Source organism: Rahnella aquatilis CIP 78.65 = ATCC 33071, assembly GCF_000241955.1.
GTDB lineage: Bacteria > Pseudomonadota > Gammaproteobacteria > Enterobacterales > Enterobacteriaceae > Rahnella > Rahnella aquatilis.
In genome coordinates, this window is record NC_016818.1 from 4,691,768 (window position 1) to 4,705,790 (window position 14,023).

The following is a 14,023-nucleotide window of genomic DNA, read 5'->3' on the forward strand; positions in this document are numbered from 1 at the left end:
GGATCACCGACGGTATTTCGCGACGACGGTGATTAATGCGACGTAACATCGGCAGGTCTTCGGACTTAGGATTTGCAGACTAATTAATTACGACATAATTAATTGAAAAGTACCTGCACCGGGCGATGACTTCCCATCTCCTCTTTCTCCTTTCCTGTATAAGGAGAGAAGGAAGAAACAGTGTCTGCATAATAAAGAATGCTATCGCCGTGATTTCCCCATACCGCTGCGCGCCAGTTCCGGATTCACACCGGATTCCCTTTTAACTCAGTCAATGAGGCCGAAGCGCAATCCTACGATCAACCTATTTGGAAATCCAGACATCCGTAACGCCAGGTATGTTTTACCGGAAGAAATGCAACAAAGGTGGACATAAGAGTGGCTTTCCCTACAATCCCCCGCAAAGTTTGCCCATTCATCCCCTGTTAGACGAGATAACCGATGACGCCTGAAAAACTGCCCATTGAACACTATGACGACCAGCTGGCGGAAAAGACCGCACGTCTCACGGCGATGATGTCGCCTTTTAATGCGCCGCAGCCTGACGTTTACCGTTCTCCTGTCAGCCATTACCGTATGCGCGCTGAATTCCGCGTCTGGCACGATGAAGGCGATTTGTACCACATCATGTTTGATCAGCAGACCAAAGCCCGCGTGCGTGTGGACCAGTTCCCCATTGCCAGCGAGCTGATTAACCGCCTGATGCCGGTGCTGATCGCCGCCGTGAAGCAAGATCCGGCATTGCGCCGTAAGATCTTCCAGATCGACTATTTATCGACCCGCAGCGGCAAAATCATCGCTTCCCTGCTGTATCACCGTAAGCTTGATGACGAATGGCAGCAGGCCGCCACTGCCCTGCGCGACCAGTTGCGCGCCGACGGTTTTGATATCCAGCTGATTGGTCGTGCGGCGAAAACCAAAATCATGCTCGATCAGGATTATGTCGATGAAGTGCTGCCGGTAGCGGGCCGCGATATGATTTATCGTCAGGTGGAAAACAGTTTCACCCAGCCCAATGCCGAGATGAATATTCAGATGCTGGAATGGGCGCTGAAGGCCACGGAAAACGCGACCGGCGATTTACTGGAACTTTACTGCGGTAACGGCAACTTCTCGCTGGCGCTGGCGCGTAACTTCCGCCGCGTACTGGCCACAGAAATCGCCAAGCCGTCGGTGGCTGCCGCGCAATTTAACATTGCAGCTAACCAGATTGATAATGTGCAGATTATCCGCATGGCGGCAGAAGATTTTACCCAGGCACTGAACGGCGTGCGTGAATTCCGCCGTTTGCAGGATGTCGATTTGAGCGGATACGAATGCAACACCATTTTTGTCGATCCGCCACGCAGCGGGCTGGATGACGAAACCGTAAAAATGGTGGCAGGCTACGACCGTATTTTGTACATCTCCTGCAATCCGGAAACGCTGTGTGCGAATCTGGAAACACTGAGCAAAACACACCGCGTGACACGTCTGGCGTTGTTTGATCAGTTCCCGTACACCCACCATATGGAATCCGGCGTTCTGCTGGAAAAAATCTGACGGGCAAACGCGGAAACAAAAACGGGCACCTTTTAAGTGCCCGTTTTTATTTCAATCTCTTCTCAGCAAAAATACTGCCCGCCTTACAAGTAGACCCGCATATATTCTGACAGACACAGGATTGCCATCGCCTGCCCGTATGGCATTGAGGTCAGCGCGATTTCACGATAGAAATCGAGATCATTGCCCATCGCCGTACCGAATGAGGTTTGCGTCAGTTCTCCTGCCGGATTGATGTGTTTGATCACGCCCTGGATGGCTTTTTCCGCTACCGGTGCATACGATGCGTCAATGTAGCGTTTACGCACGGCTTTCAGAATGCCGTACGCAAAACCGGCTGTCGCTGAGCTTTCAAGATAAGACTGCGGGTCATCAAGCAGCGTATGCCATAAACCGCTGTCGTCCTGACATTTCGCCAGCGCACTGACCTGACTTTCCAGCACCTGCAATAAATAGCGGCGGGTTGCGTTGTTTTCCGGCAAATCCACCAGTTCGAGGAATTCCGGAATAGCAATCGTCAGCCAGCTGTTACCGCGTGCCCAGCGGGCCTGGGCAAAGTTATGATGACCGTCAAATGTCCAGCCGTGGAACCACAGACCGGTCTGGCGATCCATCAGATATTGCACGTGCATCAGGAACTGATACGTCGCTTCTTCGACAAACTCCGGACGATCCAGCAATTTGCCGATTTTCGCCAGCGGCAGCACGCTCATCATCAGCGTATCGTCCCACATTTGCTGATGGTTTTCGTTGTTATAAACAATGTGCTGCATTGCACCTTTGTCAGTGCGCGGCATTTCGTACATTACCCATTCAGCCCAGCGCTCCAGATAAGGACGCCACGCCGCATTGCCGGTTTCTTCGTAGCGATACGCCAGCGTCAGGAACGGGCTCATGGTATTGACGTTTTTGGTCGGCGTGCCTTCGGCCAGACGCGCGGTAAACCAGTCGTCGATCACCGCACGCATTTTTTCGTCGCCGGTCTGCTGATAATACTGATAAATGCCGTAAAGCCCAATGCCGTGTGTCCATTCCCAGCCAGCCCAACCTTTGGTGTCAATCACGCGACCATCATCCAACCGCAGCAGGAATTCACCGGTTTTATCTTCGATATTCACCAGATTGTTGGTCACGTTGTGGATCAGCGATTTCAGTTCCCCGCGAGAAATGAAATGTTCCGGTTGTCGCAGCAAGGCACTGTGTTTAACTTCAAAAACTTTCATGGCGTTCTCCTGTGAATTCAAAATTTATAAACGTCCCTGGACCGGCATGTCGGCGGTATTTTCACGGGTAAGCTTTTCGGGAGGCGGATTATTGCGATGCAGATAACCGATGTTGTTGTTGCCCCACAGAGATTCGTATTTCATTCCTGTCAGCATTTCGACCGTCGCGCGGTCTTCCGGCGTGATTTGCTCTGGCACGATACGGTTAGCATCACGCATTTTCTGCGTTTCGCGGGTCAGCACGCCGTGTGTTTTCTGATTAAGACGGAAGAACAGGGAAATGGTGAAACCGATACTGAGCATCAGCAAGGAACCAATTACCAGCACGCCCAAAATGGTATGGCCGACTGCCGGAACCTGCTGACTTTGCCCGGAAACGAACCCGGCAAGCTGCAAAATAATCCCGACCAGCATTACCGCACCAGCCTGTGAGGCTTTGCGGGTCAGCGTCATCACGCCAGCGAATATCCCTTCCCGGCGCTGACCGGTAATGGTTTCATCAACGTCAGCGATATAGGTGTAAATATTCCACGGCACGTAGTTGATCCCGCCACGGCCCAGACCAGCCAGCGCGGAAATCAGCAGCAGTAATGACATCGAATCATTCATACCGGTGTAATACAGCACGCCGTACGAGATAGCAGCCAGCCCGAACAGAGAAACAGCCAGACGATAAGATGGCGCAGGGCCAAAGCGGATACACAACGGGATCATGCCAATCACCGCCACGAATTGCAGGATGGCCATCATGCCCATCAGGTTGGAGGCAATGGCAGCACTTTGCATCAGCACGAACACCACGTAATAGGTGAACACGGCGTTAAACACATCCTGCGCGATATACCCGCCGAGGTATAACCCCAGATGCTGACGGAAAATCTTGATGCGCAGCGTCGAGGATAATTCCACCTTCAGGCGTTTCAGGCTTTGCGCCAGTGTCAGTTGCTGACGTTCGCGCTCAATTTTCCTGGTGGCTTCAGATTTCAGCTCTTCCGGTCTTTCCCAGGTAAAGAAATACACCAGCGTCAGAACGAATGCGCAAATTACCGCAAAGACCAGGCTCGAATAGAAGAAGGAAATGGCGTTATCTTTGCCGAAATGCTGCAACAAAATACCCGGCAGGAAGGCCGCCAGAATCGCGGACAACTGTGCCAGAGCGATACGGGCGCCGGAGAATTTCGTTTTCTGTTTGAAATCATCGGTCATTTCCGGCACCAGCGTTTCATACGGCACCAGAATCATGGTGTAGACGATATCGAACAGCAGATAGGTCAGCAGATAATAGACATATCCCATGTCGCCCACCCACATGAAGCTGTAGCTGAACACACAAGGAATGCCGAGCAGGATGAAGAACTTACGGCGGCCAAACCGCTTGCCAAGCCAGGTATTACCGAAATTATCGGTGAGATACCCCATCAGCGGGCTCAGCACGGCATCAGCGACACGCGCGGTGGCAAAAATAAATGTCGCTTCAATGGGTGAGAGCCCGCAGAACGTGGTGTAAAAATAGAGCAGCCACGCCGCAGTCAGGGCCGTCGTACCCGCCCCCAGAAAATCGCCTGCCCCGTAGGCGATGTAATTAAAGAATCCGATTTTACGTGTTTTCATTGCCGTGTTGCCTCTGTTAAATCACCTATAGGCGTAGGCTGAATGCGAACGAAAATACTTCGTCCGGCCATGATTCAAATTAACGAGGAGCAGGAATGAAAACCTTTTGGTTTTTGCCACTCAAACGAACTTTATGGCAAAGAAATAAAGAAGTGGGCGATCAATCTCTAAATATTGAACATGGGTTTGATATTAATGAAATGACAGTTCATTAAATGAGGGGGGATAAAAAAGGCAATCCACAGATTGCCTCGTTTGATCATCAGAAGGGGTTACTGAAGGGAAGACTTACGTTTTTTCAGCTTCAGTCCTATCCAGAAGATCAGGGCCACACAAATCAGCGACGGCAGGAAGTTCGAGCCCAGTTCAGGGTATTCGACGCGCATAATGGTGCTGTACAGCAACAGCCCCAGCAGAAAACACGCCGCAGCCAGACCCGGTAACCCTTTCGGCATTTCACCGCGGTGATAACGAACGTGCAGGCAATACACCGCTAACACCAGAGAAATGATCGGGAAGATCGAAAACGTTACGACAGAACTGAATAACGCATCGAAAGTGCCATTAATCGACAGCCCGGCAATCAAAGCCAAAACCAGAGTGCCATTATCCTGGTTCGGTTGTTCGGTCATCTTCTTTACCTCTGGTCTTATTATTAAGGGGAATCACAGCCGTCCGTTCCTGCTGACGGCGATACCAGTAATATGCGCCTTTGGAAATCATCCGCAGCTGCAACACCAGACGTTCCTCCAGCTGGCGGCGCTGTGCAATATCCACATCCAGCGCTTCCGCACCGGCGTTGAAAACGATGATCACCATGGCTTCAGCCTGCGCTTCAGTAAAACTGCGCGGCATATGATTTTCGAGTTGCAGATAGTCGGCAAGTTCCGCAATAAAATGCTGAATTTCGCGGGCCACTGCGGCACGAAACGCCGACGATGTACCGGAGCGTTCACGCAGCAACAGGCGGAATGCGTTGGGATTGTTACCGATGAATTCCATAAACGTGGAGACTGACGTACGGATCACACTGCCACCTTTCGCAATGCGCTGGCGTGCCTGGCGCATCAGCTGACGCAGCATCAGACCACTTTCATCAACCATTGTCAGACCCAGTTCATCCACATCGCGAAAATGCCGGTAAAAGGAGGTTGGTGCAATGCCTGCCTCGCGGGAAACCTCACGCAGACTCAGACTGGCAAAGCTGCGCTCGGCACTGAGCTGGCTGAAAGCCGCCTCAATCAGTGAACGACGCGTACGCTCTTTTTGTTGTGCTCTTACGCCCATAACCTTCATCCGGATAGTTTTCTTCTTTTTGATTATTCGCCCGATATCGCTTCACTATACCAAAATTTTTAACGGTCGGAGCCAAAGATACAACAGCATAAAGTGGGTCAGAATGTTGCTGCATTACCATTAAATGACAACTGCATGTGGGGTAAATAGGTGTAATATGTTACTTTCTCGTTGTGATTTTGTATAAAAATAGGTTTCGAACATGCCACAGCACTCACATTTTGATGCCATCATCATTGGCTCAGGCCCTGGCGGAGAAGGCGCCGCGATGGGACTGGTTAAACAAGGCGCCCGGGTTGCTGTCATCGAACGCTATAACAACGTCGGTGGCGGCTGTACTCACTGGGGAACTATCCCTTCCAAAGCATTGCGCCACGCCGTCAGCAGAATCATCGAATTTAACCAAAACCCGCTCTACAGCGATAACTCCCGGACAATGAGTTCCACTTTTCCGGACATTCTGCGTCATGCCGATTCGGTTATTAATCAGCAAACCCGTATGCGCCAGGGTTTCTACGAAAGAAACCAGTGCCAGCTGTTCTCCGGTGATGCCAGTTTTGTGGATGCCAACACCATCAGCATCCGCTACGCCGATAACACACACGAAGTCATTACCGCTGATAATATCGTCATTGCCTGTGGCTCGCGCCCTTACCGGCCAGCCAATGTAGATTTTGGTCATCCGCGCATTTACGACAGTGATCTGATCCTTGAACTGAGCCACGAGCCACGCCATGTGATTATCTATGGCGCGGGGGTGATCGGCTGCGAATATGCATCCATCTTCCGTGGCCTGAACGTCAAAGTGGACTTAATCAACACCCGTGACCGCCTGCTGTCTTTCCTCGATCAGGAAATGTCAGACGCCCTGTCCTATCACTTCTGGAATAACGGTGTGGTCATCCGCCACAACGAAGAGTTTGAGATGATCGAAGGCGTGGAAGACGGCGTGATCATGCACCTCAAATCCGGCAAAAAAGTGAAAGCTGATGCGCTGTTGTATGCCAACGGACGCACAGGTAACACCGATAAACTGGGCCTGGAGAACATTGGCCTGGAAGCCGACAGCCGCGGGCTGCTGAAAGTGAACAGCATGTATCAGACTGCGCTGTCGCATATTTATGCGGTCGGTGATGTCATTGGCTATCCAAGTCTGGCATCAGCAGCTTACGATCAGGGACGCATTGCCGCGCAGGCCATGATTCAGGGCGAAGCGAAAGTCCACCTTATCGAAAACATTCCGACGGGTATTTACACCATTCCTGAAATCAGTTCCGTGGGTAAAACCGAACAGGAACTGACGGCGATGAAAGTGCCCTATGAAGTGGGCCGCGCACAGTTTAAACATCTGGCGCGCGCACAAATTGCGGGCATGAATGTGGGCAGTCTGAAACTTCTGTTCCACCGGGATACCAAAGAAATTCTGGGAATTCATTGCTTTGGTGAACGCGCCGCCGAGATTATTCACATCGGTCAGGCCATCATGGAACAGAAAGGTGAAGGTAATACTATCGAGTATTTCGTTAATACCACCTTCAACTATCCGACCATGGCAGAAGCCTATCGTGTTGCGGCACTGAACGGATTAAACCGCCTGTTTTAAGACGGCGGTTCGGTCCATGTAAGGCTGCATGTGCTCTTTGATGGCTTCTGCAAGCTGCTCGTAACGCCCGCGCAGTGGCGAACCGGGACGATATACCAGCGCGATTGTGCGTCGCGGTTCCGGTTTGTCACAGGTCAGATACGTCACTCCGTCACGGCTGCGCTCATGGGGCACAGCCAGGGATGGCAGCAAGGTAATTCCGCTGCCTGCCGCCACCATATTCCGCAGTGTTTCAAGGCTGGTTGCCCGGAAATGGGTATCTTCATCGGCACCTGCCTGGAAGCAGAAACCGAGCGCCTGATCCCGCAGGCAATGCCCGTCTTCCAGCATCAGTAACTTTTCACCGGCCAGATCTGCCATCGCCACACGATCGCGCGATGCCCACGGATGATCGTCGTAGATCGCCAGCCTCATCGGCTCATCAAACAGTGGCACTTCAATAAATGCTTCGCTTTCTTTCACCAGCGCCAGAATCGCACAGTCGAGTTTTCCGCTGTCAAGCTGAGACAGTAACTGATGGGTTTGCGCTTCGTGCAGATACATTTCCAGTTTCGGGAAGGTTTTATGCAGCGAAGGAATAATCTGAGGCAACAAATAAGGCCCGACAGTCGGGATCAGCCCGATATGCATCGGCCCGGACATGGCTTCACCTTGTTGGCTCGCCATCTCTTTCAGAACTTTCACTTCACGTAACACCGTGCGCGCCTGATCCACCAGCAGCAAACCGGCTTGTGTAAACAACACCTTGCGACTGGTTCTTTCAAGCAACATAACGCCAAGTTCATCTTCCAGTTTGCGGATCTGACCGCTTAACGTCGGCTGACTGACATGGCATGAATCTGCTGCGCGTCGAAAATGGCGAAACTCTGCCAGTGCCACCAGATACTCTAGATCACGAATGTTCATTTTTCCTCCAGTCCCTAAAAGGCAATGCGATAGTCGTTAACGATAGATAAGATAGCAATCAACGATTATATCTATCAACTATTATCGTGAATAATGCCTCCCAACGAAACGGCAGTGCCGAAAAAACTTTCTATTTTACTGATTAATTAAGGGGTTATTCATGTTTGCAAGCCAGGAAGGTAAACACGTACCGCACGTTACTTTTCACACCCGACAGGGCGATCAGTGGGTAGATCTCTCCAGCGAAAAACTGTTTAAAAATAAAACAGTAATTGTGTTTTCACTGCCGGGCGCATTCACCCCGACCTGCTCTTCAAGCCATCTGCCACGTTACAACGAACTGGCTCCGGTCTTTAAAAATCACGGCGTCGACAGCATTCTGTGCGTTTCAGTTAATGACACCTTTGTGATGAATGCGTGGAAAGCTGAACAAAACGCGTCCAACATTACGTTCATCCCGGACGGTAACGGTGAATTCACCAAAGGCATGGACATGCTGGTTGAGAAAGCGGATTTAGGCTTCGGCCCGCGCTCATGGCGTTATTCCATGCTGGTACGCAACGGTATCGTCGAGAAAATGTTCGTTGAGCCAAATAAGCCGGGCGACCCGTTTGAAGTGTCTGATGCAGACACCATGCTCAAATATCTGGCACCCGAATTTAAAGTGCAGGAATCCGTGTCCGTGTTCACTAAACCGGGCTGTCCGTTCTGTGCGAAAGCCAAACAAATGTTGCAGGAACGCGGTATTCAGTATGAAGAAATTGTATTAGGTAAAGACGCGACCACCGTCAGTCTGCGCGCCGTGACGGGCCGGGCGACAGTGCCGCAAGTCTTTATCGGTGGACGCCACATCGGGGGAAGTGACGACCTGGAGGTTTACCTCCATTCAGAAACCGAAGCGTTGTGTGAAGTCCCACAATAAGTACTGGAAAACACAAACAGTAAAATACGGCGGACTTCGGTCCGCCTTTTTTCTTTTACGCTAAACGCGCTTTCGCATCAGCAATGGCCTGCGCCACCTGCTGCGGAGAAACACCACCTTTAGCGGCTCGTTTATCGAGACAGGATTGCAGTTCGAGAATGGCGTAAACATCGTCGCCAATCACGCTGCTGAATTTCTGCAAATCTGCCAGCGATAATGCCTCCAGCGCTTTGCCCTGATTAATCGCTTCCACTACCGCCTCACCGACAATATGGTGCGCTTCGCGGAACGGAACGCCTTTGGCAACCAGATAATCTGCCAGTTCGGTGGAGTTGGCATAACCCTGCTGCGCGGCTTCTTTTGCACGCGGACGTTTCACCTGAATGCCATCCAGCACCAGTGATGCCATGTTCAGGCAATCCATCCAGGTATCGAGCGCGTCGAACAACCCTTCTTTATCTTCCTGCATGTCTTTGTTGTACGCCAGCGGTAAGCCCTTCATGGTCATCATCATGCCGGTCAGTGCGCCTTGTACGCGGCCACATTTGCCACGGATAAGCTCCAGCGCATCCGGGTTTTTCTTCTGCGGCATCAGGGAAGAACCTGACGTCACGCGGTCAGACAAATCAATAAACGCCGCTTCACCGGTATTGAAGAAAATCAGATCTTCTGCAAAGCGTGAAAGGTGAACCATGCTGATGGCTGCGTTGGAAAGCAGCTCCAGAACATGGTCACGGTCAGAAACGCTGTCGAGGCTGTTACGTGTCGCCGAAGCAAAACCTAACCAGCCTGCCAGTTGTTCGCGATCCATCGGATATGCGGTACCAGCCAGTGCGCCACAGCCCAGCGGACTGACGTCCAGACGGGTCAGGGTATCTTTCAGACGGCTTTCGTCACGCGCCAGCATTTCGACATACGCCATGCACCAGTGCGCAAACGTCACCGGCTGGGCGCGTTGCAGGTGGGTATAACCCGGCATCACAGCGTCCTGATTGGCTTCGGCTGTGGCGACCAGCGCCTGCTGCAAATGATGCAGCGCCTCACCCAGTTCAACCACCTGTGCTTTACACCACAGTTTGATGTCAGTCGCGACCTGATCGTTACGGCTGCGACCGGTGTGCAGTTTCTTACCGAGATTGCCGACTTTGTCGATAAGCTTGCCTTCAACCCAGCTGTGAATATCTTCGGCATCGCTGGCTAAAATAGCGCGCGGATTGGCACGGACTTCTTCCAGCAGCACGGTCAGCGCGTCTTCCAGCTGAAGCTGTTCGTCAACGGTTAATACGTTCACCGTCACCAGCGCTTTGGACCAGGCTACCGAGCCCACAATATCCTGCTCTGCCAGCCGGTAATCAAAACGCAGTGAGTCATTCAGTTCCTTAAACCGCTGATCCGCTGCCTGAGTAAAACGCCCGCCCCAAAGTGCCATTTTCCTGCTCCTGAAATTTTTTATGCAAAAGGGCGCACTGTGCTGCGCCCTGACAAAAGTGTGTACTGAATACGCCGGACGATGCGTTACGCCAGAATGCGTGTGCCGATCGCGACGCCGTTAAACAGTGCCGGTAATTGCTCGGCGTGACGCCAGCTGGCGATATCCACCGGGCGGCCAAGAGAACGTGCGGCATCCAGCGCAGCGTGAACTTTGACAATCATGCCGTCGGTGATGATGCCCTGATCGATAAGCTGTTCGGCTTTCTCCGCACTCATTTCAGGAATGCGCTGGCCTTTGCCATCAAGAATACCGCTGACATCAGACAGCAGGATCAGATCCGCGCCCAGCGTAGCCGCCAGTGCGGTCGCGGCCTGATCGGCGTTAACGTTCATCAGCTCGCCGGTTGCAGTGATACCGATAGAACTGACAATCGGCAGGTAGCCTGCGCCGTGCAGGGTGTTGATCAGTGCCGGATCACCCGCTGCGGCTTTACCGACGAAGCCCAGTGATTCATCCAACTGCGTAACGCTGACCGTGCCGCCGTCGGCAAGAGACAACCCAACGGCATTGATATGATTTTTAACCGCCCACGCCAGCAAGGTTTTGTTTGCGCTGCCGGCGAGTGCGCCGGTAATGATGTCAATCTGATCAGCAGGAGTCACACGCAGACCGGCTTTTTTCACCACAGGCAAATTCAGCTTTTTCATCAGCTCGTCAACCAGGCAGCCGCCACCATGAACAATAACCAGCGGGCGTTGATATTCCTGACGATAAGCCACTACCGCCATGAACAGGCGCTCAAGCGCTTCTTCATTGTCCAGCAACACACCACCTAACTTGATGACTAACGGATTCATAGCTGTTCGCGCCCCGACCGGTTGAGAATGTTAATTAATAACAATACGTTTAATTTAATCTAACACCCCTGCGCGTCTGAATAAACGCTCAGGGACGGTTGTTTTTTGTTTGCTGACAATCTGAGGGATTGTTAAAGCAGTGATTGTGTTTCCGGGAAGCCGAAACGGATATTCATGCACTGAACCGCCTGGGCAGATGCGCCTTTCAGCACGTTATCCTCCGTCGCCACCACAATCAGATGTTCACCTTTCACCGCAAAGCCGATATCGCAAAACGGCAGACCAACCACATCTTTCAGTGCCGGAACGCCTTTGGTGTACAAACGCACCAGCGGTTTATCGTGATAGGCATTATGGAAGGCTTCCGCCACGTCCTGCTCCGTCACACCCGCGCTCAGGCGGCAGGTGATGGTCGCCAGAATACCGCGCGGGAAGTTGCCCAGATGCGGCGTGAAAATCACCGGCACACCAAGATGTTCGGCAATTTCCGGCTGATGACGGTGGCTGAAGAGTTTGTATGGCTGAAGGCTGACTTCGCAGAAACTGTTGCCGAGCGTGGCTTTACGGCCTGCGCCGCTGACACCGCTGGTGGCATTGATGACCGGCCACTGGCTGTCATTGAGCAAACCATTTTCGATAAGCGGTTTAAGCGCCAGCTGTGAAGCGGTCGGGTAACAGCCCGGTACGGCGATCAGCTGGGCATCTTTTAATTTGTCAGCCTGCCATTCGGCCAGGCCGTACACGGCTTTGTCGAGCAGATCGAGATGCTGATGCTCAAAGCCGTAGAATTCGGTATAAAACTCAGGTTTGCTGACGCGGAAGGCACCGGACAGGTCAAACACCACGCAGCCCGCCGCCAGAAACTGCGGGGCTAAATCGTGGCTGACTTCATGCGCGGTCGCCAGAAAAACGACATCGACACCTTTCGCGGCTTCTGCCACGTCGGTCAGTGGCAAAACAGGCAAGTCGACGATGCCTTTTAATTGAGGATGCAAATCAGAAAGCAATTTTCCTGCATCTGCACTTTGCGCTGAAACCGTTAAACCGGTTATGTTCATATGTGGGTGGCGATTCAGGTAAGCAGCGAGCTCGGCTCCGGCATAACCTGTGGCACCAACAATCAGCGTATTCAACATAGGGCTTGTTCACCTTCTCAATTTTTGGGTAGGGGCCGGATGCATTTTTTTCCGGTTTCCTTACGCGCTGGCTTATTGTATTTTTATTCACAATTATTGCATGAATATGAATACTACCCTAACTAAAGGCTGTCAACAGTGAAGATGAAATTACCTCCTTTTATTGAGCTCTACCGGGCGTTAATAGCAACCCCTTCCATCAGCGCAACAGACGCTGCACTGGACCAGAGCAATGAGACGTTAATCAATTTACTGGCAGGCTGGTTCGGTGATTTAGGCTTCAACGTCGAAGTGCAACCCGTGCCGGGCACACGTCATAAATTCAATATGTTAGCCAGTTCTGGTGAAGGTGCTGGCGGTTTACTGCTGGCAGGCCATACGGATACCGTTCCGTTCGATGATGGCCGCTGGACACGCGATCCTTTCACCCTGACCGAGCATGAAAATAAGCTCTATGGTTTAGGGACTGCCGACATGAAAGGTTTCTTCGCCTTTATCCTCGATTCACTGCGTGATGTCGATCTGACCAAACTGACTAAACCACTGTATATTTTGGCGACCGCTGATGAAGAAACCACCATGGCCGGTGCCAGCTATTTCTCCAAAAACGCAAAAATTCGTCCTGACTGCGCGATCATCGGCGAACCTACTTCGCTCAAACCGGTTCGTGCACATAAGGGCCATCTGTCGAATGCTATTCGCATCACCGGTCAGTCCGGCCATTCCAGTGATCCGTCTCGCGGCGTGAACGCTATTGAACTGATGCACGAGTCGATTACCCATTTAATGACGCTGCGCAATACGCTGAAAAGCCGCTACAACCACAGTGGTTTCGTGATCCCGTACCCGACCATGAACTTTGGTTACATCAACGGCGGCGACGCGCCAAACCGTATTTGTGCGTGCTGTGAAATGCATATGGATATCCGCCCGCTGCCGGGTCTGACGCTGACTGACATTGACGGTCTGCTGAATGAAGCGCTGGCCCCGGTCAGTGAACGCTGGCCGGGACGTATTGTGATTGAAGAGCTGCATCCGCCGATCCCGGGTTATGAATGTCCGCCGGATCATCCGCTGGTGCAGGTGGTCGAGAAACTGCTGGGCGTGGAAACGGAAATCGTTAACTACTGCACCGAAGCGCCGTTTATTCAGGAGCTGTGTCCGACGCTGGTTCTCGGACCGGGCTCTATCGATCAGGCGCATCAGCCAGATGAATATATTGATACTGCGTTCATTAAACCGACTCGTGAGCTGATTTCTCAGGTCGTTCATCATTTCTGTTATCACTGATACTGAATGAGGGAGTGATGAAGAAACAATCAGGGCGCTCACGGGCGCCCTTTGGTACTGTACAACTTTGCTATTGTACAAAAACAGGATTAGCCAAACTGATATCGTCGCGGTTGTAATTAAATTTCAGCGACATGGCCAAAAAGACCATTTTTCACGTGAGTGATCCGGGGTTTTTAGGTTAAAACAGGTGCTGCATTTAAAA

Annotated in this window: 12 protein-coding genes and 1 riboswitch; of the genes, 4 read left to right on the forward strand and 8 right to left on the reverse strand. The window is 51.9% G+C overall.

Features of this window, described 5'->3' with window-relative positions; translation table 11 throughout:
* Window positions 1-33 precede the first annotated feature (33 nt).
* Window positions 34-300: riboswitch (cobalamin riboswitch) on the reverse strand.
* A 141-nt stretch (window positions 301-441) separates the two neighbouring features.
* The gene (trmA, locus tag RAHAQ2_RS21225) at window positions 442-1,542 is read left to right on the forward strand and encodes a tRNA (uridine(54)-C5)-methyltransferase TrmA (RefSeq protein WP_015699163.1); all 1,101 of its coding nucleotides are present in this window, start codon (window positions 442-444) and stop codon (window positions 1,540-1,542) included.
* A gap of 83 nt (window positions 1,543-1,625) precedes the next feature.
* Here trmA and bglB read toward each other — a convergent pair whose 3' ends face one another.
* The 4 genes from bglB to fabR all read right to left on the reverse strand — a co-directional run bounded on the left by bglB (window position 1,626) and on the right by fabR (window position 5,663).
* The gene (bglB, locus tag RAHAQ2_RS21230; RefSeq protein WP_015699164.1) at window positions 1,626-2,765 is read right to left on the reverse strand and encodes a beta-galactosidase BglB; all 1,140 of its coding nucleotides are present in this window, start codon (window positions 2,763-2,765) and stop codon (window positions 1,626-1,628) included.
* A 24-nt stretch (window positions 2,766-2,789) separates the two neighbouring features.
* On the reverse strand, window positions 2,790-4,376 hold the full coding sequence (locus RAHAQ2_RS21235; RefSeq protein ID WP_015699165.1) for an MFS transporter: 1,587 nt from the start codon (window positions 4,374-4,376) through the stop codon (window positions 2,790-2,792).
* Between the two features lie 272 nt (window positions 4,377-4,648).
* The gene (locus RAHAQ2_RS21240; protein ID WP_015699167.1) at window positions 4,649-5,008 is read right to left on the reverse strand and encodes a YijD family membrane protein; all 360 of its coding nucleotides are present in this window, start codon (window positions 5,006-5,008) and stop codon (window positions 4,649-4,651) included.
* Window positions 4,983-5,663 (reverse strand): HTH-type transcriptional repressor FabR, encoded by a 681-nt coding sequence (fabR, locus tag RAHAQ2_RS21245; RefSeq protein ID WP_015699168.1) that lies wholly within the window; start codon window positions 5,661-5,663, stop codon window positions 4,983-4,985. Before fabR ends, RAHAQ2_RS21240 begins: the two co-directional genes overlap by 26 nt.
* Before the next feature lie 211 nt (window positions 5,664-5,874).
* Here fabR and sthA point away from each other — a divergent pair, with 211 nt between their 5' ends.
* The gene (gene sthA / locus RAHAQ2_RS21250) at window positions 5,875-7,275 is read left to right on the forward strand and encodes a Si-specific NAD(P)(+) transhydrogenase (protein WP_015699169.1); all 1,401 of its coding nucleotides are present in this window, start codon (window positions 5,875-5,877) and stop codon (window positions 7,273-7,275) included.
* On the opposite strand, the gene oxyR is transcribed toward sthA, so the two are convergent.
* Window positions 7,258-8,181 carry a DNA-binding transcriptional regulator OxyR gene (oxyR, locus tag RAHAQ2_RS21255; RefSeq protein WP_015699170.1) on the reverse strand — a complete coding sequence of 308 codons (924 nt, stop codon included), beginning with the start codon at window positions 8,179-8,181 and terminating at the stop codon, window positions 7,258-7,260. The genes sthA and oxyR overlap by 18 nt on opposite strands.
* A gap of 160 nt (window positions 8,182-8,341) precedes the next feature.
* Here oxyR and RAHAQ2_RS21260 point away from each other — a divergent pair, with 160 nt between their 5' ends.
* Window positions 8,342-9,103 (forward strand): glutathione peroxidase, encoded by a 762-nt coding sequence (locus RAHAQ2_RS21260; RefSeq protein ID WP_015699171.1) that lies wholly within the window; start codon window positions 8,342-8,344, stop codon window positions 9,101-9,103.
* Between the two features lie 55 nt (window positions 9,104-9,158).
* On the opposite strand, the gene argH is transcribed toward RAHAQ2_RS21260, so the two are convergent.
* The 3 genes from argH to argC all read right to left on the reverse strand — a co-directional run bounded on the left by argH (window position 9,159) and on the right by argC (window position 12,528).
* Window positions 9,159-10,532, reverse strand: a complete 1,374-nt coding sequence (gene argH / locus RAHAQ2_RS21265; protein WP_015699172.1) for an argininosuccinate lyase — start codon at window positions 10,530-10,532, stop codon at window positions 9,159-9,161.
* A gap of 86 nt (window positions 10,533-10,618) precedes the next feature.
* On the reverse strand, window positions 10,619-11,392 hold the full coding sequence (gene argB, locus RAHAQ2_RS21270; RefSeq protein WP_015699173.1) for an acetylglutamate kinase: 774 nt from the start codon (window positions 11,390-11,392) through the stop codon (window positions 10,619-10,621).
* Between the two features lie 131 nt (window positions 11,393-11,523).
* The gene (gene argC, locus RAHAQ2_RS21275; protein WP_015699174.1) at window positions 11,524-12,528 is read right to left on the reverse strand and encodes an N-acetyl-gamma-glutamyl-phosphate reductase; all 1,005 of its coding nucleotides are present in this window, start codon (window positions 12,526-12,528) and stop codon (window positions 11,524-11,526) included.
* Window positions 12,529-12,666: 138 nt separating this feature from the next.
* Between argC and argE the strand changes: the two genes are divergently transcribed.
* Entirely contained in the window at window positions 12,667-13,818 is a 1,152-nt protein-coding gene (gene argE, locus RAHAQ2_RS21280; protein WP_037040845.1) for an acetylornithine deacetylase, read from the forward strand.
* Window positions 13,819-14,023: the final 205 nt, after the last annotated feature.